Annotated in this window: 19 protein-coding genes; 9 read left to right on the top strand and 10 right to left on the bottom strand. The window is 48.0% G+C overall.

Going from position 1 to position 25,245, the window contains the following annotated elements; genetic code table 11:
- Positions 1-453 precede the first annotated feature (453 nt).
- Positions 454-1,116, bottom strand: a complete 663-nt coding sequence (locus JFC05_RS12050; RefSeq protein WP_198337052.1) for a DNA glycosylase — start codon at positions 1,114-1,116, stop codon at positions 454-456.
- A 447-nt stretch (positions 1,117-1,563) separates the two neighbouring features.
- Between JFC05_RS12050 and upp the strand changes: the two genes are divergently transcribed.
- On the top strand, positions 1,564-2,211 hold the full coding sequence (gene upp, locus JFC05_RS12045) for a uracil phosphoribosyltransferase (RefSeq protein WP_105244246.1): 648 nt from the start codon (positions 1,564-1,566) through the stop codon (positions 2,209-2,211).
- A gap of 73 nt (positions 2,212-2,284) precedes the next feature.
- Positions 2,285-3,037 carry an SDR family NAD(P)-dependent oxidoreductase gene (locus tag JFC05_RS12040; RefSeq protein ID WP_198337050.1) on the top strand — a complete coding sequence of 251 codons (753 nt, stop codon included), beginning with the start codon at positions 2,285-2,287 and terminating at the stop codon, positions 3,035-3,037.
- Positions 3,038-3,061: 24 nt separating this feature from the next.
- Here the strand turns inward: JFC05_RS12040 and JFC05_RS12035 are convergent, their stop codons facing one another.
- Positions 3,062-3,712: a hypothetical protein gene (locus JFC05_RS12035; protein ID WP_198337049.1), complete on the bottom strand. Its 651-nt coding sequence runs from the start codon at positions 3,710-3,712 to the stop codon at positions 3,062-3,064.
- Positions 3,713-3,904: 192 nt separating this feature from the next.
- On the opposite strand from JFC05_RS12035, the gene JFC05_RS12030 reads away from it, so the two are divergent.
- A complete protein-coding gene (locus JFC05_RS12030; protein ID WP_198337048.1) occupies positions 3,905-4,882 on the top strand; it encodes an alpha/beta fold hydrolase in 978 nt (325 codons plus the stop codon).
- Between the two features lie 94 nt (positions 4,883-4,976).
- On the opposite strand, the gene JFC05_RS12025 is transcribed toward JFC05_RS12030, so the two are convergent.
- Both JFC05_RS12025 and tyrS read right to left on the bottom strand, forming a co-directional pair.
- The gene (locus tag JFC05_RS12025) at positions 4,977-5,207 is read right to left on the bottom strand and encodes a DUF1653 domain-containing protein (protein ID WP_198337047.1); all 231 of its coding nucleotides are present in this window, start codon (positions 5,205-5,207) and stop codon (positions 4,977-4,979) included.
- Positions 5,208-5,471: 264 nt separating this feature from the next.
- Positions 5,472-6,683, bottom strand: coding sequence for a tyrosine--tRNA ligase (gene tyrS, locus JFC05_RS12020; RefSeq protein WP_198337046.1), 1,212 nt, complete (start codon positions 6,681-6,683; stop codon positions 5,472-5,474).
- Positions 6,684-6,939: 256 nt separating this feature from the next.
- Between tyrS and JFC05_RS12015 the strand changes: the two genes are divergently transcribed.
- The 3 genes from JFC05_RS12015 (at position 6,940) to JFC05_RS12005 (ending at position 10,776) form a co-directional block, all read left to right on the top strand.
- A complete protein-coding gene (locus JFC05_RS12015; RefSeq protein ID WP_198337045.1) occupies positions 6,940-8,334 on the top strand; it encodes an anhydro-N-acetylmuramic acid kinase in 1,395 nt (464 codons plus the stop codon).
- 203 nt (positions 8,335-8,537) lie between these two features.
- Entirely contained in the window at positions 8,538-9,809 is a 1,272-nt protein-coding gene (gene fabF, locus JFC05_RS12010; RefSeq protein WP_198337051.1) for a beta-ketoacyl-ACP synthase II, read from the top strand.
- A 124-nt stretch (positions 9,810-9,933) separates the two neighbouring features.
- Complete coding sequence (locus JFC05_RS12005) at positions 9,934-10,776, top strand: hypothetical protein (RefSeq protein ID WP_227697549.1); 843 nt, start codon at positions 9,934-9,936, stop codon at positions 10,774-10,776.
- Positions 10,777-11,129: 353 nt separating this feature from the next.
- Here JFC05_RS12005 and JFC05_RS12000 read toward each other — a convergent pair whose 3' ends face one another.
- The 5 genes from JFC05_RS12000 to JFC05_RS11980 all read right to left on the bottom strand — a co-directional run bounded on the left by JFC05_RS12000 (position 11,130) and on the right by JFC05_RS11980 (position 18,698).
- Entirely contained in the window at positions 11,130-12,947 is a 1,818-nt protein-coding gene (locus JFC05_RS12000) for an aminopeptidase P family protein (protein WP_198337043.1), read from the bottom strand.
- 419 nt (positions 12,948-13,366) lie between these two features.
- Complete coding sequence (locus tag JFC05_RS11995; protein WP_198337042.1) at positions 13,367-14,929, bottom strand: peptide MFS transporter; 1,563 nt, start codon at positions 14,927-14,929, stop codon at positions 13,367-13,369.
- A 331-nt stretch (positions 14,930-15,260) separates the two neighbouring features.
- Complete coding sequence (locus JFC05_RS11990; protein WP_198337041.1) at positions 15,261-15,692, bottom strand: hypothetical protein; 432 nt, start codon at positions 15,690-15,692, stop codon at positions 15,261-15,263.
- Positions 15,693-15,872: 180 nt separating this feature from the next.
- Positions 15,873-17,447, bottom strand: a complete 1,575-nt coding sequence (gene lnt, locus JFC05_RS11985) for an apolipoprotein N-acyltransferase (RefSeq protein ID WP_198337040.1) — start codon at positions 17,445-17,447, stop codon at positions 15,873-15,875.
- Positions 17,448-17,798: 351 nt separating this feature from the next.
- Positions 17,799-18,698 (bottom strand): HlyC/CorC family transporter, encoded by a 900-nt coding sequence (locus tag JFC05_RS11980; RefSeq protein ID WP_192993161.1) that lies wholly within the window; start codon positions 18,696-18,698, stop codon positions 17,799-17,801.
- A gap of 355 nt (positions 18,699-19,053) precedes the next feature.
- Between JFC05_RS11980 and JFC05_RS11975 the strand changes: the two genes are divergently transcribed.
- Positions 19,054-20,235, top strand: coding sequence for an Lnb N-terminal periplasmic domain-containing protein (locus JFC05_RS11975; protein WP_227697548.1), 1,182 nt, complete (start codon positions 19,054-19,056; stop codon positions 20,233-20,235).
- A 47-nt stretch (positions 20,236-20,282) separates the two neighbouring features.
- Here JFC05_RS11975 and JFC05_RS11970 read toward each other — a convergent pair whose 3' ends face one another.
- Complete coding sequence (locus JFC05_RS11970; protein WP_227697550.1) at positions 20,283-20,753, bottom strand: YcgN family cysteine cluster protein; 471 nt, start codon at positions 20,751-20,753, stop codon at positions 20,283-20,285.
- A 270-nt stretch (positions 20,754-21,023) separates the two neighbouring features.
- Here JFC05_RS11970 and JFC05_RS11965 point away from each other — a divergent pair, with 270 nt between their 5' ends.
- Positions 21,024-21,761, top strand: coding sequence for a dienelactone hydrolase family protein (locus JFC05_RS11965; protein ID WP_198337037.1), 738 nt, complete (start codon positions 21,024-21,026; stop codon positions 21,759-21,761).
- 184 nt (positions 21,762-21,945) lie between these two features.
- Positions 21,946-24,993: a DUF2339 domain-containing protein gene (locus JFC05_RS11960; protein WP_198337036.1), complete on the top strand. Its 3,048-nt coding sequence runs from the start codon at positions 21,946-21,948 to the stop codon at positions 24,991-24,993.
- The last annotated feature ends 252 nt before the right edge of the window (positions 24,994-25,245 follow it).

Below are 25,245 nucleotides of genomic sequence, written 5' to 3'. Positions count from 1 at the left end.
ACGATTTGGTTTGTCAAGCTTTTTTTATAATTTGTTTCTCAAGGTTCGCTGCGTTATTACTATGTAATTTACCCTAGTAATGCTTAGCTCGTCCTGATGAGGTGCGTATTATAGACGCTTTATTTGGTAAGTCAAGAACTAATTTGGTTTATTTTAAACCAGTTGGTTAGGCTTGGAGTTTAAGAGTTTAAAATGATGATTCATTCTTTGAATGAGTCACTCTTTAATCCGCCTTCCCTTTCGACTGGGTGGCATTATACGCGTATTTAGATGGGGGTCAAGGGGTCAGACTTATTAATTAAAAGATTATTTGGCATGATGATTGATACTTGATATATATCAAACAGTTAACAGGGGAAATAATTTACCGCTAATCTCAATTACTTTGCTTTAGCGTTTAGCCCTCTTGGTTCTCAGACGACGTTATTCTATCTATGCTTCTTTATGTATCCTTTATAGTTTGCCCATTTTTTCAAAAAAAGCTTTATAGGCGGCGATTTTTTTGTCTAACGCCAAAGGATAAGCGCGTGAGGTGGAGGGCAGACGATATAAGGTCAGTTCTTTGACGGCGGGGTCTTTGTCATGATGCTGCCAACGATAAGGATACTGCATGCTTTGATTGGTCTTAGGATGCTTGGATTTGGCGGGTGGCTCCGCTAGTAGGCTTAGCAAGACCTCAGTTGCTTTGCCGCCAGTGGTAAAGAGCGTCTTAACCTTTGGTACTTGCAGCAAGATATTATCTAAATCCACTGGGGTAACGACGGTTAAGTGTTTGTCCGACGCATTTCCGGTCTCACGAATGGCTTGCTTCACCGTCGGGCACGAGGCAATACCGCGATCAAACATAAAGTCGCGAATACGCTCAGGATCAAAACGCTTTTCGCCCTCTACTCTAAAGTAATCAATATCGTCAAAAAACACGCCGCCATAAATACGCCACATATCATTATAAAAGTTTGGATAGTGAAAGCGCATTGCCCATTTATCAGCGGTCGGTGGAAACGTGCCCATCATCATTACAGTGGCATTTGCAGGCAGTACTGGGGCAAACGGATGGGTTTCTACTTCTAAAGCATCGTCTTTTGACAATGCTGCGTCGATTTCTGTATGAGACATAGGGTGCTGGTTGCTAGTTGGTTGATTGGTCATAAGATTCTTCATCAAAAAAGCGGTTTTTTTGGTATCATAGCAGGCCTAAACACTACTTTCACCGACCCTGACGTCATATAGTCATCCATAATAGTAAAACATAGTCGATTTAATACAACATAACATCCTCATTGATGCGCTCAATACGTGGCCGCTTACCATAACAACTCAACTTTATTGGTAATATTTTGCACGGTAAGCATGTTGTGATAACTCTATATATGTCGCCATTTATGTAGTCAAAGAGAATCGTGCTGTCAAGAGATAGAAGCTCTAGGCACGGTTGTTAGGTAGGCTAAGCTTACTGTGGATGCGCTAAAGGCGGGGTAACGTGTGGTAAGTGTTTGTATCTTTTATACTAATGGCAACCGCAGCGACTGCGCAAGCATCAGACCCAAAACCAAGAGAGTACTTATGAGTGACTTAAAAATTACTGTAATCGATCATCCGCTAGTCCGTCATAAACTCAGCCTAATGCGCGAAAAAGACTGTAGCACTTATAAATTTCGTACATTAACCAAAGAGCTTGCGCGCTTGATGGCGTACGAAGCAAGCCGTGATTTTGAAATTGAGACCTTCCCAATGGAAGGCTGGTGTGGTGAAATCACAGGTGAGCAAATCATCGGTAAGACGGCAACCATCGTACCTATCTTACGTGCCGGCATTGGCATGCTAGATGGGGTACTCGATTTGATCCCTACGGCCAAAATCTCTGTCGTCGGCTTACAACGTGACGAAGAAACCTTGCAGCCTGTGCCTTTCTTTGAAAAGTTCGTCAGCCACATGGACAAGCGCCCAGCGCTTATCATTGATCCAATGCTAGCCACAGGCGGCTCGATGGTTGCAACCATCGAGATGCTAAAGAAAAACGGCTGTACCAATATCAAGGCGTTGGTATTGGTAGCGGCTCCTGAAGGGGTGCGTTTGGTCAACGAAGCGCATCCTGATGTGACCATCTATACCGCTGCGTTAGACAGCCATTTGGATGAGCACGGTTACATCATCCCAGGTCTAGGCGATGCGGGCGATAAAATCTTTGGTAAACAGTTATCTAATAGATAAGTCTCATTAGGGTAAATAAAGCCGTCATCAAAATCATGGCAATAGCAGACAACATCAATAATAAGGACAGATCATGAACGTATTGATCACAGGAGCAAGTGCAGGGTTTGGTAAGGCGCTGGCAGAGCGTTTGGTCGCAGGCGGTCACCAAGTGATCGGTTGTGCCAGACGCCGCGATAAGCTTGATGCACTGGCAGCTACATTGGGCGAGGCGTTTTTGCCGGTGGTCATGGATGTGAGTGATACAGCGTCTATCCCGCAAATCATTGCTGAATTGCCGGCTGGCTTTCAGCACATCGATGTTTTGGTAAATAACGCTGGGCTAGCGCTCGGCACCGAGCCTGCCCATGAGGCAGATCTCAATGACTGGATGCGTATGCTCGATACCAATATCAAAGGTCTGGTGGCGCTGACCCACGCTGTACTACCTGCGATGGTGGCACGCGACAGCGGTTATGTCATCAATGTCGGCTCTATCGCTGGCAGTTGGCCATACTTTGGCGGTAATGTCTATGGTGCGACCAAAGCCTTTGTCAAACAGTTTAGCCTAAATCTGCGCGCGGACTTAGTCGGTACGCAGGTGCGCGTCACCAATCTTGAACCAGGTAATGTCGCGGGCACTGAGTTTTCGAATGTACGCTATCATGGCGATGACGAAAAAGCCGCCAAAGTCTATGATGGCTTTAAAACCATGACTGGTGAGGATATCGGCGATATTTTATTGTGGTTAATTGAATCGCCCGCCCATATCAATGTCAATCGCTTGGAAGTGATGCCAGTGGCGCAAACTTATAATGGTTTGACCATTGCGAAGCAAGGCCGTTAAAAGCTTAGCCGACCGTTTTGCTCTCTAACGTAACTCATAAGACCGAAGCAATATAGTCCCATCTATGTTGCTTCTTTTTTTGGGTTGAATTTGGGTTTCTTTGATCAGTGTCACCTGCTGAAAGTCCAAAACCAGCACTTCATTTCGAATGCGCTCACTGGTGCGCTTATTATGGCGAATAGGAAACCCTAAGAGGTGTTTGCCGACGATGGTTAGCTGATTGACTACCATCTGTGTAGATTGCACAGCACGGCTACTTGGCTGCGCATTGATGATAGCAGTCGCAGGATTGACCGTGGTGGTTAGCAGCTTGGTTTGTCGTACCTGCTTTGGCATATCACCTGCAAAAAACAGCACTTGCCCCAGCGGTAAATACTGCGCATGCCGCGTCAGCTGACAGCGAAATAATGCGGGCATATCGGTATTAAAGCTGTCCTCGCTTTGCCGATAAAAAGCGGTAAAGTTCCGATGCAAATAGCGGCCAAACACACTGCTATTGATCCAGTCCTGATACACCTCATTGGCTAATAACTGTTGTGTAAAATCCTGAGCATCAGGTACGCTCTCTGCGCTTAGCATCGCGACTAGTAGCGCCTGCGGGGTTGCAAAAGTTTGCTGCTGCCAGCGCTGTGGATACAAACTACTATCAAGCAAGGCTAACGTCGATTTGCTCATACACTCTTCCTTTATGTCACTGATGATCATTGATCGGCCGCTCATCCCTTAACCTGCTCGCCGCTATTACCGCTAGGCATTTTTTATGCTATGGTCAGTTTAATTGTTTTAATATAGCAGGGTTTTATCAGTGGCAAAACGTTTGCGTCAGCGCGATGCCCTGCTCTACTCTGCAATAAGGTATCATACCTGATGAAAACCAACCTATTTGCTGTGCCGCGCCCTGCTTTGTTCAATCAGTATCAGCTGCATACAAAAAACATCGAGGTGGCAAAAGGCATGCTGCTACCGATATCAGTTATTGGCCACGGCAAGCCGGTGCTACTGCTCCATGCGTACGGGATGGATGCACGTGAGTTTTTGCCATTTATCCTGCCTTTGCTCGGTCACTATACGTTTTATCTGCCGCATTTACGCGGGTTTGGAGCCGCAAAGGATATCGAGTTGAGTGAGTTTGATTTTTTGCGGCAATACGCCGATGACCTCCATGTCGTCATTGAGCAAATTTGTTTGGCACGCAACATAGACGCATTGCCCGTCGCCGCCATTTCGATGGGTGCACAAGTGATGTGGGCGTATTTTTCGCGTTATGGCAGCGCAAGAGTCAGTCGTTATTTAAACATCGACCAAAGCCCTGCGATTCATAACCAGCCTGACTGGCAAGGCGGTTTGTTTGGTACGCGGCAGCGCGAGGTGTTTGCAGTCTTTCATGAGGTGGTGAATATGACGCTGCCGTATATTCAGCTCGAGAGTTTTACCCACCTGCCCTTTGCGCTCAAGCGCCGCGTCACTGATGTCGAGCGACAGTTTTCTTTACTATCCGTCAACCGCAGACGCTCAAAAGCGTTTATACAAGCGATGACTTATAAGAACGATCCTAAGCTTGCGCTCTATGACCACCGCATTTGGCAGCATAAGATGCGCTGTTTGCAAGCATACTTAAATCTGGAGTACGATTTTCGGGCGGTGATAGAAAAAGTTACTACTCCAGTCGTGAACTTAATCGGAGGTCGCTCACAGCTCTATAACGCTAAGTGGCAGCAACAGGTAACGCAGATGCTACCCAACGCCACTGAAATCGTTTTACCGCACTCTGGTCATGCGGTACCGATGGATGAGCCTGTTGGCTTTTATAAAGCATTGAAGGGATTTTTGGAAAATGAGCTGTAGGTGATATGGTAAAAATCTGGGTCAAAAACCCAGCCTACGACAGCGGCTCTTAAGTTTCTATTCAGGAGTTTCTGTTCAGCCTTTCTATTTCAAGCTAATCAATCAACGCTTTCATCAGCTCAAATCTAGGCACTTCTGTGCCATCACGCATTACAGTTTCAGTAAACATCGACAGCGGTCGTACCCATACGCCATACTCACCGTATAGACAACGATAAACGACTAAGGCTTCTTCGGTCTCAGAATGCTGCGCGGTATGCAATACTTGGTAAAGATTGCCTTTATAGTGGCGGTAAATGCCTTGGGGGATTGTATTGTCTGTCATCTGCATGTCCTAGTATATCGGCCAAATTATCTTAACAAAAAATAAGGCCGACCATCATGTCGACCTTGTTTTAAATATCAATAGTTTATCCCAGTCACTGATTTCCAGTGATTTGTTTCCAGCCACTTATAGTCAGTTGAAAACAAAACTGACATAATTTCCAAAGCGCTACTGGGATGAATTTTGCGCAGCCTCTGTGTATACAGCACGCAAGGAAAATTTATACCAGTAGCGCTAAAACATTTTTAAATTGAATCTACTATATTAGGCCACCGTCACTTTTGCATAGGCTTTTTTGCCCGCTTGGATAACCACTGTCTGACCTGAGGTTAAGCTAAAGCCTGCATCGACCACTTCGCCATCTACTTTTACTGCGCCGCGTTTGACCATGTCTTTGGCTGCTGAGTTGTTTTTAGCAAGGGCTGCTTGGTTCAATATTTGCGTGATAAATAACGCATCCGCACCTTCTAGCTCCAACGTCACCTCTGGCAGGTCAACTGGCAGCTCGCCATCAGCAAGTACGTTGCCCGCTGACTTATGCGCATTAGCTGCAGCATCGGCGTCATGGAAGCGCTCGATTAACTCTTCGGCCAAGATACGTTTGATCTCTTGTGGATTGCGACCGTTTTCCATCTCGTTCATCAAGCCTTCGACTTCATCCATCGACTTAAAGCTTAAAAACTCAAAATAACGGCGAATCAAGGTATCTGGCATCGACAGCAGTTTTTGGTACATGGTGCCCGGCGCATCATAAATGCCGACGTAGTTGCCAAGAGACTTTGACATCTTATTGACGCCGTCTAGTCCTTCTAAAATCGGCACCGTGATACACACTTGTGGCTCTTGCCCATAGCGACCTTGCAGGGTACGACCCATAAGCAGATTAAAAGTTTGATCGGTACCGCCTAGCTCGACATCGGCTTTGAGCGCGATAGAGTCGTAGCCTTGCACTAACGGATAGAGAAACTCATGAATCGCAATCGGCGTTTGCGCCGCATAGCGTTTGGAGAAGTCATCACGCTCTAGCATACGCGAGACCGTCAACTGGCTTGATAGCTGAATCATGTCCCCTGCCGACATGTCGTTGAACCACTCAGAGTTAAAGACAATCTTGGTTTTTTCTTTATCCAAAATCTTAAAAACTTGCTCTGCATAGGTCTGCGCGTTGATTTTGATTTGCTCATCACTGAGCGGCGGACGCGTGGTGTTTTTACCAGAGGGGTCACCAATCTTGGCGGTATAGTCCCCGATGAGAAAATAAATCTCATGACCCAAGTCTTGGAAGTGCTTGAGTTTATTAATCAATACCGTATGCCCCAAATGCAGGTCAGGCGCGGTAGGATCAAAACCGGCTTTGATACGCAGCGGGCGACCCAGTTTTAGCTTGGCAACCAAGTCCTCTTCTGAAAGGATTTCTTGCGTACCGCGCTGAATCAGGGCCAGTTGTTCTTCTAGAGTGTGGGTTTGAGTGGTCATGATGCTCTCTTTATTGTCTTTATTAAAAGGGTAACGCGTTTGGGCGAATGCTCCCGAGTGCCAAAGTACGATTAGCAGCGTCAAATTCGTTTAGTCTACTAGATATAGCATCTGCTCTATATTAGTACCTGCACTTGTTTCTCTTGCTACTGTTTTTCTTGCTACTCTATTTTTTGCAAACGGGATTGACGTTTCGTAGCCAGTAAAAGATGTTAGAATTTGAGGGATATACTAGCGTTTTTTAAGGTAAATTGCCATGGCCAACCCTGTTCAGACCACGAATGATTCAGAAAGTAATCAGATTTTAGCGGCTGACCTTTTAGCAGCTGACGAAAGTGTCCATTATGCATCGCTCACTGATGCGTTAGAGCAAACGGTGTTTGAAAGCTTTGATGACGGTCTATATATCGGCATAATGTCTGGCACCAGCTTGGATGGGATGGACGCGGTGCTTTGTCAGTTTGCCGCCGACATGAGTCATAAAGAGCAGACCCAGCAGCCGATGCAGCTTTTAGCCACTTATAGCCAAGACTTCCCACCGCGCCTGCGCGAAGTGCTGCTCGCTCTGTGTCAACCTAATGGTATTCAAGCATTGACGCCGAGTGCTGATGAGCCAAACAACCAGCCAAATAGCGAGCTGGACTGGTTTGGCTGGGCAAGCAAAGCCTATGGCGAGTTTGCCAGCGAGGTGGTCAATAATTTATTGCAGCAGTCAAATACCGATAGCGAGTCGGTGCTGGCGATTGGCTGTCATGGGCAGACGGTACGCCATCGTCCACAAATGGGTTTTAGCTTGCAATTGGTCGATACCAATGTCATCGCTGAGCGTACAGGTATCAGTGTGATCAGCGACTTTCGTCGCCGTGATATGGCAGTTGGCGGGCAAGGCGCGCCCTTGGTGCCAGCGTTTCATCAGGCATTATTTGCTGATCCTGATAGTACGCGCGTGTTATTAAACTTAGGCGGTATTGCCAATATTACCGTCTTGCCCGCCAGTAATCATGCTGCCAATGATTATACTGATAGTGGTTATGCTGACAATGATACGCTCGACAATCATAGCCATGTCGTTGGCTATGACACTGGCCCTGCCAACTTATTACTTGATGCGTGGACCGCGCTGCATACCGACAATGACTATGACGCAGGCGGTGCTTGGGCTCAGTCTGGCCAAGTAATAGAGCCACTCCTGAATCAACTGCTAGAGCATCCGTTTTTTGTCAGATCTTATCCTAAGAGCACAGGGCGTGAGGAGTTCAACCTAGAATGGCTACAAGAGGAGCTACAAAGGTTTGATCACGCATCGGCGCATATTCGTTACTCGTCCGCTGACGTACAAGCGACACTGACCGAGCTGACCGCTATCAGTGCTTGCGATCAGATCAATCAGTTTATTAGTAATCAAAAACAAAGCAGCGTTTATGCATGCGGAGGCGGCGCGCTCAACCGCTATTTAATGACGCGTCTGCAAGCGCATCTTCCGCACTGGGCGGTGACTACTACCACTGAATTAGGACTGCAGCCGACTTGGGTAGAATCAGTCGCTTTTGCTTGGCTGGCGCGGCAAACTTTAATGGGCGAAACTGGTAATCTGCCAGCAGTCACAGGCGCGCGTAAAGGCGTGGTACTCGGTCAAGTTTGTTTTGCCTAGTCGGTCAAATTTTAGTTTACATACGTACACTTATGTGTTTTATAATGACGGTTAAAATACCTTCTTTTTAGGATCGCACGTACAGGATATATCGCATGAGCCAACATAGCAGTTCACCGAACGCGCAAGCCGCCCCTTCTAATGCTGGCACTACCCAGCAAACGCCGCGCCAAAAGCCGCCACATTACCAGCGCCCAGATGAGATGCGTGTCGTGGTCACGGGTATGGGTGCTATCACGCCACTTGGCCTCGATGTCGATAGCTCATGGGCCAAGCTCATCAATGGCGAGAGTGGTATTACCCCTATCAGCCATTTTGATGCCACTGATTACCGTGCACAAATCGCTGGGGTGATTAAAGACTTCGATGCCAAACAATACATGAACGCCAAAGACGCGCGCCGCTATGATGAGTTTATGCATTATGGTGTGGCGGCCTCAGCCATGGCGTTAAAGGATGCGGGGTTCATCGATGAGGTAAGCGCGGCCGATGCGCCGGTACAAGGCGTCGACGCTGAGCGATTTGGTATTATCTTAGGCTCAGGCATCGGCGGTATTCAGACCATCGAAAACAGCCGCGATACCCTACGCGAAAAAGGCGCTGGGAGAGTATCGCCTTTTATTATCCCAGGCTCGATCGTCAATATGGCCGCAGGATTGGTTGCGATCAAACATACCCTAAAAGGCCCAAACCTCGCCACTTCAACTGCGTGCACCACTGCCACGCATGCGATGGGACTCGCGGCACGCTTGATCGCTTATGGCGATGCAGATGTGATGCTCGCTGGAGGTAGCGAAAAAGGCTCAAGTCCACTTGGCATGGCAGGATTTGGGGCGATGCATGCGCTCTCTACACGCAATGATGAACCAACCAAAGCCTCGCGGCCATTTGATAAAGACCGTGATGGTTTTGTGCTCGGCGATGGCGCAGGGGTGGTGGTACTCGAAAGCCTCGCTCACGCCAAAGCGCGCGGTGCTACGATATTGGCCGAGCTGGTTGGTTTTGGCATGAGCGACGATGCCAGCCATATCACCGCGCCCCCAGAAGACGGTAGCGGTGCCGCTCGAGCAATGAAAAACGCACTCAATGACGCGGGCATCGAGCCTGACGCAGTGGGCTATGTCAATGCTCATGGCACCAGCACCCCCGCCGGCGATGTCGCTGAGTCCATCGCTATCGAAACCGTCTTTGCGCCTGTCAAAGACAGCATTTTGGTCAGCTCAACCAAATCGATGACAGGGCACCTACTAGGCGCAGCTGGGAGTATTGAGGCCATCTTTACCGTTCGCGCGCTGCAGCAACAGCATGTACCGCCAACCATCAACCTAGACAATGTCGAGGACAACTGCAACCTCGATTATGTCGCGCACCAATCCCGAAAAGTGGACAATTTACAATATGCCGTGTCCAACAGCTTTGGCTTTGGCGGTACCAATGGCTCTTTGATATTTGCCCGTTGGCCTGTCACCGCCTAAATGCGACCGTCTGATACGGCGCGTTGTAACTTTGGTGTCAGATTTGCTACGTTTGTGCACTTGCAGCCCCTTATCGTACTTGCGTATGATAAGGGGTAATTTTTGTACATTTATGGAAGATACCATGTCAAGCTACTCATTCTCTCATCAGTTTTATCAGCGCTGGACGTGTGCTCCTGAGCCTGTACGCGCCGCCATTACCCAAGAGCTAAAAGACATCATCACCTTGCTACAAACCCAGACGCCGTTTGAAAGCTTTGCATTTAGCACGCCTGATCTAGACACTCATGTCGATGATCTCTACGACAACCACGATGCCGAGCAGGCCATTGCAAAAGCCATCGCCGATAAGCAAGCGCAAGCGGATGCCAAAGCAAAACAAGAAAAAATAAAAGCAGCAGAGGACGCAAAGCGACAAGAAGAGATAGCCTCAAAAGCACAAGCCGCACAAAAACAATCGCCACATAAGCCAGCAGCAACTGATGATCAAGAAAATAATACCCATCCAGCCGCCCGTCAAGAGCCCCACCAAAGCACCAAATCCGACGCGCCTGACACCGATAGTAAAACTGACACAGCGCAAGCTGGCATAGCAAAAACACAAAGTAATAAAGACGCTACCACCAGCACCCAGCCGCAGACCGTCCGTGCCCCTGAGCGCAGCGATGAGGAAGCGCAAACGGCTGATCAGCAAACCACTCATGATAAAAACCATGATGCCAATGTCAAAGCGGTCAAAGCCATCAAAGATAAGACCAGTACAACCATCAAGCTGACACTAAAAGAGGAGCCATCTAGCGCCGCGCATCAAGCGCTCCTCCATGAGCTCGAGATGCAGATTGATGACTATCTCAGTGAACAGATGATGCTGATGTCAGAAAACCTCAAATCATGGCTCCATGCTGAGGTGGCACAGCAATTGGGTGAGACAGAGGCTTTAGATCAGCCTGTCGTTAATTCCAAATAAAAAGAGTAAAGCTATGCCAGCGTGCTACTGGGTTGGTTTTAGAGTGGCTTGAAGATTGGAGATTGGCTATATGCCCAATAAAGACAGCCGAAAACTATAGATATCGTCTGATAATTTCAAAAAATAAGCCCCGTAAACATTTACGGGGCTTATTTATTGGGCGTCTACTAGGCCGTGTCTTCATTTCAAAAAATGGTGATAAAAATGAGATAAATTGTAGTCAAACAAGGAAAATAGCGCCGTTCATATCGGGATATAAGCCCGCTATTTGACGATGGTTGGCAAAATTTAGCCATTTTTAGCCCATTTAGATAACTATCGAGTGAATTAAAGACACGCCCTAAGGCTTTCGATCAAATCGCCTGGGTGCGCTCAGTCAGCCAGTCTAGTGCTGCACCAGCAACGCGATCTTTTAGCTCAGCATAAACTTGACGATGGTAGTCGTTTAGCCACTCAACCTCTACTTGATCGAGCAATGATTTATCAAGCAAACGGGTATCAATTGGGCAATAAGTGACGGTCTCGAAGTGTAAAAATTCACCAAACTCACTCTCGGTAGGGTTCGCAACTGGGGTGTTGACCACCAAGTTTTCGATACGAATACCCCATTTACCTTCGCGGTATAGACCTGGCTCATTACTGGAGATCATACCTGCTTTCATGGCGCGCTCTTTTGGCGTACTGGCACTATAAGCAATGACTTGCGGGCCTTCATGGACGTTTAGGAAGTAGCCAACGCCATGCCCTGTACCATGACCGTAATCCATTTGTGCTTGCCACAATGGCGCACGGCAGATCGCATCGATGAGTGGCGAGGCGATACCATCAGGGAAAGAGGCGCGCGCAAGTGCGATATGCGCTTTTAGTACTGTGGTAAAGTCGCGCTTGTGCTCATCGCTGACTTGCCCGATACCGACGACGCGAGTGATATCGGTGGTGCCGTTTTGGTACTGTGCCCCTGAGTCGATCAGCAACAATCCACCCTCACCCTCAGCGACATCAAGGTAGCTGAACTTTTCTGGCGTAGCTCGATAGTGCGGCAATGCACCGTTTTCATTAAAGCCTGCAATCGTCGGAAAGCTCGGCGAAACATAATGCGGCTGCTGACTACGCACCTCAATCAGCATACTATCGACATCCAGCTCACTCAAACGCTCGCCGTCTGCTAAACGCTGCTCAAATGTGGCAAAAAACTCACACAAGGCCGCACCATCTTGACGCATGGCTTCACGGACATGCTCGATATCGGCATCAGACTTGACAGATTTGAGTAACGTGCTGGGGGCGATTTGCTCAATAAAGCCCACATCATCGGCCATCTTTGATAGCGTACCCACCGCCACTTTATTTGGGTCTAGCAGCAGCAAATCCTCTGGAGTCAGTGCGCTCAAGGCGTCTTGTACTGCGTCATAATCAGCAAGCGTGATACCACTGTCTTCTAGGGCTTTTGCGATATCGCTGCTGACTTTGCTGTTATCGACAAACAATGTCGCACTGTCTGCACTGATGAGCATATGCGCCAAAAACACGGGGTTATAATCGACATCGCTGCCGCGCAGATTGGTCAGCCAAGCGATGTCATCTAAGCTTGAGAGTAGATGGTGAGTCGCGCCAGCCTCCTGCATCCCTGAGCGTACCGCAGCAAGCTTATCGGTCGCAGACTGCGCCACAAACTGCGCATCATGCTGGTATAGCTTCGCTGATGGCAATGCTGGACGATCTGTCCAAATCTCTGTCAGTACGTCACGCTCGGTGATGAGGGTAATGTCATTGGCATCAAACGCATCTAACAGCTTGTCTTGCTCCGCGATAGACAACACATTACCATCGACCGCCACACTATCGCCTTCTGCCAAATGCGTCGCCAACCAATCGATATGGTTTGGCCGACCTGGTGCCAGTTTTTCTAAGCTGATACCTGTACCCTCCAGCTGGGCGGCGGCATGTACCCAATAGCGGCTGTCCGTCCACAGACCCGCAAAATCGGCGGTGACCACTAGAGTACCGACCGAGCCTGTAAACCCTGACAACCACAAACGCCCCTGCCAATACTCTGGTAGATACTCTGATAAATGCGGATCCGCTGACGGTACGATGATAGCCGTTAGGTCTTGGGCGGCCATGCGCTCCCGTAAACTTGCGATACGATCATGAATGTGTTGTTTATTCATTAAAATTTTCCTTATTGGTTTTGAAGACAGTGGGCAAGCGAGGTTGTATTAAAAAAATACGACGACGCGGCGACTATGGATAGTCGTCTTATTGGCGCGGGTAAATGAGTAAGCGCGCATTGAATTGTGTTGAATGATCAATAGCAATTGATGCAAATACTGACCATGCAGAAGAGATAAATAGCCAGATACTATTAAGATGTTTGGGCAGATGACAAGCTTTCAATACTGGAATAAAAAAATGCTTGAACAAAAATATGTCATGGCTTGAGCAAGACCTGTCACGGATAAAAACGATAAGACGTGCTACCAACCATGGTAACACGTCTCATCATCAGCCTATTTATTGATGCACGGACTTAGTGCTTGGCTATCCTGACCATTTGCTCAAACGCATCCGCTAACTTTTTTGGTGTCGTTTAGCTGACATGATCGGACTGTTCGCTATTTTTGAGCATGGTACTGATGGGCTTGGCCAATAGCAACAAGATAACCGCCGTCACTACCAAAAAGACGGTCATGGTCGTAAATAGCTTTGGCAAGCCTTCAATCTTGTCCGCTGAGACATGACCACCGAAAAATGCAGCAACCAAGTTACCCATGGCGACAGAAGCAAAAAACAGCCCCATCATCTGACCTTGCATACCTTTTGGCGCAAGTTTGGTCATCGATGACAATCCTACTGGACTCAGCGCCAGTTCGCCAAGCGTCAACAGCAACAAGCTACCGACCAGCCATAAGGGTGATGCTAGGCCAGTCTCATTGGTCAAAATATTTTTTGAGGCGATAATCATCAAGCCAAAACCTGCCGCAGTAATCAACATACCCAGCGCAAACTTGACCATACTGTTTGGCTCGATACCTCTATTACCCAGCTTGACCCAAAGAGCACTGACAATAGGAGCGAGCAACAAAATAAACAGCGGGTTTAGCGACTGAAACCAAATGCTTGGTATCTCAAACCCTAAGACATTAAGGTCGGTATAGCGATCAGCAAATAAGTTAAATGAGGTCGGCTGCTGCTCAAAGCTTGACCAAAACAGCGTCGAGCCAATAATCAAAATAAAGCAAATCAATAAACGCAGCTTATCGGTTTTATCAAGGCGCGGTGAGACAAACATCACGGCAAAATAGCCAATCACCACAGCCGCGATGATATAGGTCATATACTCTGCGACCATGCTTGCCTCAAACGGCATGATACCGGTGGCGACCAGCACAATCACAGCCACCAATAATGCCAAAAATCCTGCGACCCAGCGTCCGATATTATGATAGCGGTCGTTAGAGCGCTCCCACTCAGCACTGATGCCTTTGGCTTTGGCATAATGGGTCAATGTTTTTTGGGCAGAAAAACGATAGATAAGTAGCGAGATGAGCATCCCCAAACCACCGACCCCAAAGCCGACATGCCACATGCCCTTTTCTTTAAATATCCCAACGATCAGCGCGGCCAATAACGCGCCGATATTGATACCCATATAAAACAAGGTAAAACCACTATCACGGCGCACATCACCTTTGGTATACAGCGCTCCGACCATCACCGAAATACAGGTCTTAAATAACCCTGAGCCCAAAACAATACAGATTAGACCGACAAAAAACAGTGTCATACCAAACATCGCCGAAAGCGCGATACATAAGTGACCAAGGGCAATAATGACACTACCCCACCACAGCGCGCGCTCTTGTCCGAGCCAGTTGTCTGCCAGCCAGCCGCCAGGGACGGCCGCCAAATACAATGAGCCAGCAAAGATACCATAGATAGCAGAAGCGGTGACTTCATCAAACCCAAAACCACCACTGCCTACCGTCGCCACCATAAACAATACCAATAGGGGGCGAATACTATAATAAGAAAACCGCTCCCACATCTCCGTAAAAAATAGCGGACGCAGCGGCTTTGGATGCCCCATAAAACCGTTTTCTAGCGATTCTAATTCAGCGGCACTCACCCCTGAATTTGCTTCTTTGCTCATAAGATTATTCCTTTAAAGACCACTTTAATAATGACCAAACCCCTATTTATTCAGATAAGCGGTCATGTAGGAGCAATATTGTTTCACCTGTCTATCGTCAAGTAAAGAATTAAATGGTCAATAATTACACAATGGCTCACAAAAAAAATCGCTCTCAGTAGCTGAGAGCGAGTATTTGTGGCATTGCCAAAAGACAAATATCAGTCACTATGACAAGATAACTATCCTGTCATAATGAAAAAAGACAGCCCGCATCTAGGGCGTGTCCTCAATTCAATCGATAGCCATCTAATTGGGCTAAAAACGAGGACACGCCCTAGGCAAAAACAGCTTATTGTGCGACAGTTTCACCCGCTTCCACATCGCCATCCGCTTGCTCTGCGGTTAAATCAGCATCGGCAACCGCCGCTTGGCTTACTGTACCAGAAGCGGTCGCTGTACCTGCTTCTGCAGTGACGACTGCACTATCTGCATCTGTCGCTGGTGTGACGGTTGCATCTGCTGCTGTATCAGGTGCTGCTGCATCTACTGGTGCTGTTTCAGCATTTGCTTCAGTCGGGGCAGCAGCGTCTTCGGTAGCAATAGCTTCTGCTTCATTAGCAGCTTCTGATGCTTCCGTTGGCGTCGACGTGATGTGCTCGCCTGCTGGACGCAAAAATGCAGAAACACCAATAAGTAAGACAATACCTAAGAATAAGGCAATGCCACCTAGAGTGTATAACAGCTCTTTTTTTGGGTTGTTATTGACGATACCTTCTGACATATCTTATCCACCTTGCACAAAATATTTGAAATATTGACCCATTATATCGCAATTTATAGCGATTTGTTAAAACCCTTAAGTATTTAAAGGATTTATTATGGGCGGTTTTTCTCCATGACTTGAGCGCCTTAGCGTTATTATTTGCTTTAAATGGCGCACCACGACGAATCAACAGCAAAACTACTTACCCAAGCGCGCTCTTGTCGTTGCCCGCTTGCCCAGATAACTCAATAACAGCAGCAGCGCCACCACAAACAAGACAGGATAATGACCGACACGCATAAACGGTGTGCTACCTGTCCGCGCTTGTACATCACCGCGCAATACGGTACGCTCAAACTGCGGAGCACGCTCAACGATACGGCCTTTGTGGTCGATGATGGCGGTGACACCGGTGTTGGTCGCACGCATAAACCAACGGCCATTTTCGAGCGCGCGCATTTGTACCATTTGTAGGTGCTGTAGCGGGCCTGCCGAGGTGCCAAACCATGCATCATTTGAGATGGTCAATAAAAAGTCTGTACCGATGGCGTTTTTGCGCGTGGTATCAGGATAGGCCACTTCATAGCAGATAGCAGCGCCCAAATTGTGCCCACGCACCTGTAGCGGCGACTGCGCCTCACTACCGCTACTATAGCTCATAATCTCTTGACTACCTGCAAGGTTTGGCAAAATATCGAGCAGCCCTTCAAATGGAATATACTCACCAAATGGCACTAAGCGCTGTTTTTTGTACAGTCCTTCTGCCTCTGCACCCAGCGCAATCACGCTGTTATAAAATGGCGGATACTTATCTTGAGCTTCATCAAATGCCGCTTCATCCTTATAAGGAATACCGGTCACCCACGTGGTATTGGTGGCTTTGGCCATTTTGACCATCTCATTGATAAAGCCGATCGCATCGGTCTGAAACATCGGAATCGACGACTCAGGCCACAAGATAATATCACGCCCCCACTCACTGCGGGTCAACGTGGCATAAATCTTGAGCGTCTCTATTTGATACTCAGTCAGCCATTTTAAATCTTGCGGAATATTACCCTGAATCAATGACACCGACAAATCAGGCGTGCCTTTTGGTTTGGTCCATTGCGGGTTTAGTAGCCACAATAGTGTACTGAGCGCTAGCAGGGCAATCGAAGCCACCATATAGCCTGCGCGGCGACGCAGTAGCTCGACTAAGCTGCCTGCCAATAATACCGCCACAAAAGACACTGCAAACACCCCCGCCACTGGCGCAAGTGACGATAGCCAATACTGCTCTGTAAAGGCGTAACCGACAAACAACCACGGAAAACCAGTAAATAACCACGTCTTCATCCACTCTTGCAGCACCCAAAGCGCGGCAAAAGACAGGGGCTGCTTGCCGACCATATTATTAAACACCAGCCCCAAAAAGCCATGAAACAAGCCCATGCCCAGACCCATCAGCGCAATCATAATCAAGGCAAGCCACGCTGGCGTATCGCCGTACACATGAATAGAGGTGTAGAGCCAAAACGCCCCCACGCACCACAAGCCTGTACCGTAAGCTTGACCGATCAAAAACGCCCATTTGCCGCTCATCTTCGGCATCAATAAGGCGTACAATATCGCAGGCGATAGCAGTGCTAGCGGCCAGATGTTATAAGGCGCAAGTGCAAAGATAAACACGGCCCCTGCCAGCCACGCAATCAATACTGTCAGTACCATGGGTAAGCCCTTTGGCTTATCGGCATTGAGACGTTTTTGTAAATCATGAGTAGACAGACGCATAGCAGTTATCCAGAACCATATTTTTTAAAATAGTAAGCATTCACTTAGCGATGCTTAAATAAAAAGATAAAAAACCAAGCTTAGACAAAGATCAAGCTCGATAAGCTTTCAGTAAAGACTCAGTAAATAAACCCGCCCATGATACCAGCCTACAGCAATTAATGGGTAAAATTGCGTCGCAAAAGCCCACGACAAGACACAAAAAAAACACGACCGCAATCGTGTTTTTTTATCTATAGGCTGGTATGAGGCGGCGCAACGGTGCTGTCAAAAGCCTCCTAGTAGCATGCCTAACTTTATAACCATTTTATTATAAACTAACCCTATACCGATGAAGCGGCTCATCATCGATCAATGACTGCCAATCAATACCTGCTGATCGGCGTTCATATTGGTCAGCTCTAAACTATGAATAAAACGCCCTTCGACATCGGTGATGGTGATTTTCCAGTCATCTATTATGACGCTCTCGCCTTCTAAGTCGCCCACATAGCCGAGCGCTTGCATGACAAGACCGCCCATGGTATCGACATCGGTATCATCAAAATGGGTGCCAAGCTCATCATTACAGTCTTCGATGACCGTCGAGGCCTGTACACGCCAAGTATGCGGCTTATCAGGATCAGCGATAATATTATTGATATCACTGTCTTCCTCAAAGTCATCATGCTCATCGACGATATCGCCGACGATCTCCTCGAGTAAATCCTCCATGGTGACCACCCCTGCAAAGTTGCCAAACTCATCGACGACGATTGCCATGTGCACTTGGGTGCGCTGCAGTGAGCGCAGCAGCGTGTCTGAGCGCGACGTTTCGCTGATATATAGCGGCTGCCGCACCAGATCTCTGAGACGCTTGCTGTCGATTTTATCTTCTTGGTCGCGCACCATGTGCACTAAGATAGGAATCAAATCTTTGGCAAGCAAGATGCCGATGACCGCATCATCATCTTGGCTATCAAATACTGGGTAACGCGAGTGAGTGGTGTCGAGGATGATATCCATCACCTCAGCCAGACTTGCGCTTTCGTGCAGTCCGATCACTTGCGGGCGCGGCGTCATAATCTCGCGGACTTGAGTGGCAGGCAGATCGAGCACGCCTTCTAACATATCGACAGTATCAGGCTCTAAAAACTGACGAGAATCCTGTACCAAACGAATCAATTCATCACGGGTTTCGGGGGCGGTCGATAGCCAGCGTTTTAAGCCGCGCATCGACCAACTACTCGGGCTGGGAGTGTCGTCAGACATGATGATATGGTTTAACCTCTTTAGTTAATAACAATAAGAACAGCAAAAAACCTAGATGGGGATAGAAATAACAAATAAAACAGCCGTTTTATGATTAGGCCATCACAACCACGGCCAAATAATACCTATAAATAGACCAGCCTAAATTATGTTCACTTTATCGCATGGCTCACCGACATTCAACGATAAATTCACGCAAATTGTATTGTCAGTGTGTTATAAACTTTGCTATGGTCAAAGCCTTTATTTATCAATAATAAACGCCATGTCCTTACGCTCGTTTTTTTCTCGTTTACGCCGACTATGTCCAACTAGCCTGCCGCGCTCTCATGGTACAAGCGGTCACGGCCAAACAATGACGGACGCCACAAACCCTAAAAAAAAGACATGGCGCTACTATCTTGTCCAGTTGTTTATCATCACCGCGCTGTTATTATCGGCGCTGTGGTTGCTATTAGCGATTTGGTATCAGTTTGGCGTGCGCTCGCTCGTCACTTGGCTTGCGGCTATCGTCATCATTTGCCTGCTGGCAGCCTTGCTAAGTAGCCTTTACCAGCATTCATCCCAGCACCATACCATCACAAAAAAACCGGCCAGCACTTGGCTTATGGGTATGTACGCTGCGACTTGGTGCCTCGGGGTTGGCTGGTTTTTTTCTATCGAAGCCAAGCAGCAGCGCGACTGGATGGCAGAGGTCAGCCAGCAAGTCTCCTATGAGCGCGACGCGAGCAACCCTAATATAATCACCCTCAAAAATGTACGCAATTTTGACTGGCATACCGATGCAGACGCCACCGAGCGCTGGGACACCCGTACCATTGATATGTCCAAACTCTCGGGCGTCGATGTCACCAACTCATACTGGATGGGGCCACTGATTGCTCATACCTTGGTCAGCTTTCGCTTTGAGGATGACAGGCCGCTTGCCTTCTCATTTGAGATTCGTAAAGAAGCAGGCGAGTCTTTTTCGGCGCTGGCTGGGTTTTTTCGGCGTTATGAGCTTAGCCTGATTGCTAGCGAGGAGCGTGATATTATCTATACGCGCAGCAATGCGCGCGGCGAACAGGTGTATCTGTTTCCTATTAGCAATTTGCAACAGCATGAAGTGAGGTCGCTATTTGAATCTTATCTAACGGCGGCTGATGAGCTAAACGCCGAGCCCACTTGGTACAACACGTTGATCAGCAACTGTACCAATATTATTTTTTATATGGCGCGTATCGTCAGTGGCGAGCGTTTGCCATGGGATTATCGGATTTGGGTCTCTGGTTGGCTGCCGAACTATCTATACGATGTCGGTATGCTCGACGCCAAGCCCAACAGCGGCGCGCAGAATTGGTCGATGGATACTTGGTACGAGCGCACTCATATCAATCCAAAAGTGCGTGGTTTTGATAATTTAGCAGGCAGCAGCGTAGTCAATAGCCGCGAGTTCTCCAAGCAGATTCGTCAGAATATTCCTATCCCGCCATTGGCTGACTCAAAAGCAGCAGCTGAAGCCAAAGCACAATTTGCGGCGCATGCCGCCGCGCCATAAACTCACTACTCGCCATAAACTAACGATAAGAGTCTAAATGGATACCGCTAGGGCTGTACCCATGTCACCACCCGCTCCTCCATCTCTTCATCTGTCATACCAACCTCAGAGACACAGCGCCCTGCCACCCCGACATTGGCTGCGCGCATCTGCTGCTCGGTGCGCGCCGCATCGCCAGTCAATAATAAATGCCAACTTGGGAGCTCCTGCCCTTTATACAAGCGTTTATAGGCGCAGTGTGATGGTAGCCACATCATGTTGGGCAGGTTTTCCATCGTGAGCTGAATACAGTCAGGCACATACTCTTGACGCGTGGCATAGTGCTGACAATGACCCGTCGCACAGTCCATCAGCTGACAGGTCACATCGGTATACTCAACCAACGCTTCGGCGTCATCATCGATATATTTGATCAGGCAGCAGCTACCGCAGCCATCACACAAAGCTTCCCATTCATGATGCGTCAGCTCTGATAAGGCAAATCGCGACCAAAACTGCGGCCGCAAGGTGGCCACCAGCTCACCATCGCTATCGGCAAACAAGCTTGCATTGGCGGGTACAACAGGCTTTGGCACTGGTTGCGGCGTCGGTGACTGTTCAGCAGTTTGTGATTGTTGGCTGTCGGCAAGTTGGTTGAGCAAATTGAGTGTCATAAAGGTGCAGTAGCATTTTGATAAAGAGCGTTACAGTATTATAGCTGTTTTTGCGAAGCATGGGCGTTAAGGTACTAAAAGTAAGAAAAACGATTTACTATAAATAAAATTCATAACATAAAAAGGGACAGTACTATGTCAATTAAGACGTTTGAACTTATCAGCACCACCAAAAACGGCGTCGAGCTCATCAGCTATGTGGCGCTACCAGAAGACGCATCGGAAGAGAACCCAGCGGCTGGCATCTTGGTCGCACCAGAATGGTGGGGCGTGGTCGATCATCCAAAATCTGTGGTCGAGCGTCTAGCAAAAGCAGGCTATGCAGCGGTGGCAATGGACGTCTACGGTGAAGGCAAACTCACCACCGATGCGGCGATGGCAAACATGTGGATGGAGCAAGTACTCGCGGACCAAGACATGCTGATGGATCGCTGTCGCCTTATCCTCAATGATTTTAGCGATCAGTTGGCTGTTGATGGTAGCAACTTAGGCGCGATTGGCTACTGTTTCGGTGGTAAAGTCGTGCTTGATATGGCGCGCGAAGGTATGCCACTAAAAGCTGTCACAACATTCCACGGCAACCCATCAGCAAAACAGCCCGCGGACAAAAACTTTACCGCCAAAGTCTTGGTCGCGCATGGCCGCGATGACTCTATGGTATCGATGGAGGCGATAGAAGGTCTAAAATCTGAGCTGGATGCGGCCGATGTCGACTACACTATCGATGTGTATGATAATGCCAAGCACGGCTTTACCAACCCCCATGCCGATGAGCGCGCAGCCAAAAACGACGTCGATCTCGGCTACAACGAAGCTGCCGCCAAGCAAAGCTGGGATAACATGCTTGAGTTTATGAAAAGTAACTTAGCATAGACGGCTATCATGAGAAGGCCACTATCATAGGGCTTTTATAAAACCTATATAAACCGAAAAAAGAGCCGCTTATGAATCAGCGGCTCTTTTTTTGGTTGAGCAGCTTTAGGTACATGACGCTTCTTGTACTCGGACGCAAATCGCGTCATTATCACCTTATCATCAAGCAAATTGAGTGACAAGGATGCTATATCTGTTAATGAATCCGCTGGGCTGGCTGGCTTTTACCATTTTATTCATCATCGCTTCGGTGCTATATATTAGTATCCATAGCCAAATCCAGCAGTTGCGCCGTGAGATGGCAGCGCTACAAGCTGAGCTCAAGCAATATAAAGACAGTATAGACGCTGCATCCAACGCGCACTCTGAGCCATCCTCTCAAGATACAGAGCATCAGCAGACAACGTCACAACCACCCGTGCTTTCTGAGCGGCCAGAGTTGCCAGAGTCAGCAAACCGGCCTTTATCCGAGCTACCTACACCCCCTTTACCCGCAGCTTCATCACTATCGACAGAAAATCGACAAGCCACTGCAACCATAGAGCCTGATGAGCGCTCCTTACCTATCGTCACCTCACTGATTTATTCTATCAAGAGCTGGTTTTTTGGCGGTAACTTGGTCGTGCGTGTCGGGGTAATCGTCTTACTCATCGGTGTGGTGCTTTTGCTGCGCTTACTGAGCGATTATATCGAGATTCCTATTACCATAAAGCTTATTGGTATTGGCCTGATGGGATTGGGACTGGCGGCGTTGGGGCTACAATTGGCAAAAAACCGCTTTGCTTATGGCATCACCTTACAGGGCACGGGCTTAGCGATGGCTTATTTGACCGTCTTTTTTGCTTATAGCGTCTATCAGGTGCTCGCAAGCGTGCCAAGCTTTATTGGACTTGGCCTTTTATCAGCTGTCACCATCGGTCTCGCTGTGCGTCAAAACGCCTTACCGCTGGCTTTATTGGCCTTGTCTGGTGGGTTTTTTGCACCTGTATTGACTGGTGAAGACACCGGCAGTCTGGTCGCCTTATTTAGCTATTATCTGCTGTTAAACGTCACCGTTGCTGTCATTGCTCACTACCGTACTTGGAAAATGCTCAATCTGCTCGGCGTGTTGGTCACCTTTGGACTGGCCTACTATTGGGGCGCGACGAACAATCTAAGCGCTACCATTGAGGCGCAGCGCTGGACATTGGTATTGCTGGTGACGCTGCATGTATTGCTATATTTGTTTGTTGTCATCCGCTACGCCCAGCAGATCATCGCTTATAACACATTAAATGAAACAGATATCGCCCAGATGACTGTAGGTAGTATTTACGGTACAAACCCCAGCACACATGCCAGCACGAACAACCATACAAAAAACAGCGCAAACAACACCTATGTCTTCCCTATTGATACGGGTTTATTGTTTTCCGTACCGATATTGGCCTTTGGTTTATTTGCGGCGTTGTTAGACGCTATTCCTCATGCGCTGACCCTCACCAGTGCTGTTTTAGCGGTGATTTATTTGGGCATTGGCTGGATATTTGTACAGCGCAGTCAACGATATGCCTTAATCACTGAAGGCATGCTGGCGTTAGGATTTGGATTTTTGGCATTAGTCATTCCGCTGGCTCTCGATGCTGAGTGGATTGCCTTTGGCTGGTCGGTTCAAGGGCTGGCGTTGGTATGGTTTGGTCGGCGCTCGCTACGCGCATGGTCGGTGCTATTTGGGCTAGGGTTACAGCTGCTGAGTATCGCGATGCTGATGATAACTGTGATCTTTACAATCAAAGATTATCCAACGCTGGCCTTGACGATTTCAGCGCTCAGCTACCTTGCCGCCATGTTTGTCTTACGCGCCAGCAACGCCCCTATGGATGACACAAACAGCCAGCGTCACGCCGATCAGACGCTGGTGAAATACGCTAACACATTGGGCATCGGTGAACTCGCTACCAAGCAATGGCTGGCTTCAATCAATAGCCAAAGTATGGCGTTTAACCTGATGTGGCGCAGTCCGAGGTTGAGCCGTTTTTTGACGTTCACCGCCGTGGTCTGGCTGCTGTATGTATTGGTCATCGATCTTGATCAATGGCTTGCCAACTGGCACATCGCAACGACAGCACTGCTAGGATTGGCCGCGTTAACCAGCCTTGTCCTTTATTATGCCGTCAATCAATATCGTTCTTGGTTGGAGATTCGGCAGTTTTGTCATGGTTTACTGCTGTTATTGTATGCCACGCTACTGTTTCAATTACCGCAAAAATATGCATTTGATTATCAATGGTCGACCTTTCATTGGTCGATATTTATTACTTTGCTGGTAGGCGGGTTGGTCATTGGGCAGTTATGGCTAAAGATATGGCATAAAGCAGCTGAGTTAACACGTTTTGATAGCGCAAGCTGGCTTGGAGCGGGCATTATTGTTTTAGCAGAAGCCATGCATTATGGCTTACCTGACTCAAAAGGTGTCATGACTGTTTTAGTGCCAGTTGCCTTTATGTTGGCTGGATTATGGTGGACACAGCGTCATGCTATGGCTAAATATCATGATGAGCAGTCAAACACGCACTCAAAAGCAGCAACCTCAGCCTTTCCGCTCGCTTGGTTTGATTGGCCTCAAGCACTGTTAGACAGCGCCAAAATCTTTGTGCCTATCACCTTAGGCTGGGCGCTGTTTACCAATTTTACTTATGATGGGGTGATTTGGGCCTTGCCTTATTTTCCGCTATTTAATTTATACGATCTGACGTTATGGCTGGTGGTGTTTTATGCCTTGGGCGTTTATTTACTCCGTCAGCCACGTGGTAGCGGTTCGAGAAATCTATTAAAAGCCATTCCTAAAAACGATATGCTACTTATTGTCTTAGCGCTGATTGGCCTTTGGATAGGCTCTAGTATGTTGGTCAGGACGCTGCATGCCTTTATCGGCACGCCATTATGGACTGGCAGTGTATATGGAGTTACTGGCGGCGCGTGGAATAGCGAGCAAGTACAGACGGGATTGACGATTTTGTGGACGCTCATTGCCTTGGTCGCGACCATCAGCGCTAGCCGCTATGGACAGCGCACGCTATGGTTTATGGGCATTGGACTACTGGGCGCGGTGGTGCTAAAACTGGTCTTGGTTGACTTGTCACAGACCGAGGCGATTTGGCGGGTGATTTCGTTCCTTGGTGCAGGCAGCTTGATCTTGGTCATTGGCTATTTAGCGCCGCTACCACCAGCGCGCAAGGACTTAGTAGACTAGGACGTACTCTCAACCCAATCGATGAGCCTATAGATGAGCCAAACATAAAGACACGCCCAAATCTGCATGACAGCCTGACATAAAATTGTAACGTGGCAACAAGGCGACTGGATAACATTGGGTGCTGACGCTGGTTGTGTAGTAAACTGAACATCATAAAAAAGTAGACACTGATGGTCTTACTTTTAGCATTTTTTGGTGTAATGGACAAAATTCATGCTAAAAAGTAGAAGGTAGTCGCTAATGGACATA

Origin of the sequence: Psychrobacter celer (assembly GCF_016107555.1) — a bacterium.
Taxonomy (GTDB): domain Bacteria; phylum Pseudomonadota; class Gammaproteobacteria; order Pseudomonadales; family Moraxellaceae; genus Psychrobacter; species Psychrobacter celer.
The sequence above is the reverse complement of the archived record's forward strand: the minus strand, read 5'-3'. Positions and strand labels throughout refer to the sequence as shown.

Bases quoted from the DNA above. Each gene is read 5' to 3' on its own strand.
- JFC05_RS11980 (WP_192993161.1), bottom strand. From the start codon at position 18,698: ATGTCTGACGACACTCCCAGCCCGAGTAGTTGGTCGATGCGCGGCTTA.
- JFC05_RS11990 (WP_198337041.1), bottom strand. From the start codon at position 15,692: ATGTCAGAAGGTATCGTCAATAACAACCCAAAAAAAGAGCTGTTATAC.
- JFC05_RS11965 (WP_198337037.1), top strand. From the start codon at position 21,024: ATGTCAATTAAGACGTTTGAACTTATCAGCACCACCAAAAACGGCGTC.
- upp (WP_105244246.1), top strand. From the start codon at position 1,564: ATGAGTGACTTAAAAATTACTGTAATCGATCATCCGCTAGTCCGTCAT.
- JFC05_RS12005 (WP_227697549.1), top strand. From the start codon at position 9,934: ATGTCAAGCTACTCATTCTCTCATCAGTTTTATCAGCGCTGGACGTGT.
- fabF (WP_198337051.1), top strand. From the start codon at position 8,538: ATGCGTGTCGTGGTCACGGGTATGGGTGCTATCACGCCACTTGGCCTC.
- JFC05_RS11995 (WP_198337042.1), bottom strand. From the start codon at position 14,929: ATGAGCAAAGAAGCAAATTCAGGGGTGAGTGCCGCTGAATTAGAATCG.
- JFC05_RS12035 (WP_198337049.1), bottom strand. From the start codon at position 3,712: ATGAGCAAATCGACGTTAGCCTTGCTTGATAGTAGTTTGTATCCACAG.
- lnt (WP_198337040.1), bottom strand. From the start codon at position 17,447: ATGCGTCTGTCTACTCATGATTTACAAAAACGTCTCAATGCCGATAAG.
- JFC05_RS12015 (WP_198337045.1), top strand. From the start codon at position 6,940: ATGGCCAACCCTGTTCAGACCACGAATGATTCAGAAAGTAATCAGATT.
- JFC05_RS11960 (WP_198337036.1), top strand. From the start codon at position 21,946: ATGCTATATCTGTTAATGAATCCGCTGGGCTGGCTGGCTTTTACCATT.
- JFC05_RS12025 (WP_198337047.1), bottom strand. From the start codon at position 5,207: ATGACAGACAATACAATCCCCCAAGGCATTTACCGCCACTATAAAGGC.
- JFC05_RS12000 (WP_198337043.1), bottom strand. From the start codon at position 12,947: ATGAATAAACAACACATTCATGATCGTATCGCAAGTTTACGGGAGCGC.
- JFC05_RS12030 (WP_198337048.1), top strand. From the start codon at position 3,905: ATGAAAACCAACCTATTTGCTGTGCCGCGCCCTGCTTTGTTCAATCAG.
- JFC05_RS12050 (WP_198337052.1), bottom strand. From the start codon at position 1,116: ATGTCTCATACAGAAATCGACGCAGCATTGTCAAAAGACGATGCTTTA.
- JFC05_RS12040 (WP_198337050.1), top strand. From the start codon at position 2,285: ATGAACGTATTGATCACAGGAGCAAGTGCAGGGTTTGGTAAGGCGCTG.
- tyrS (WP_198337046.1), bottom strand. From the start codon at position 6,683: ATGACCACTCAAACCCACACTCTAGAAGAACAACTGGCCCTGATTCAG.
- JFC05_RS11975 (WP_227697548.1), top strand. From the start codon at position 19,054: ATGACGGACGCCACAAACCCTAAAAAAAAGACATGGCGCTACTATCTT.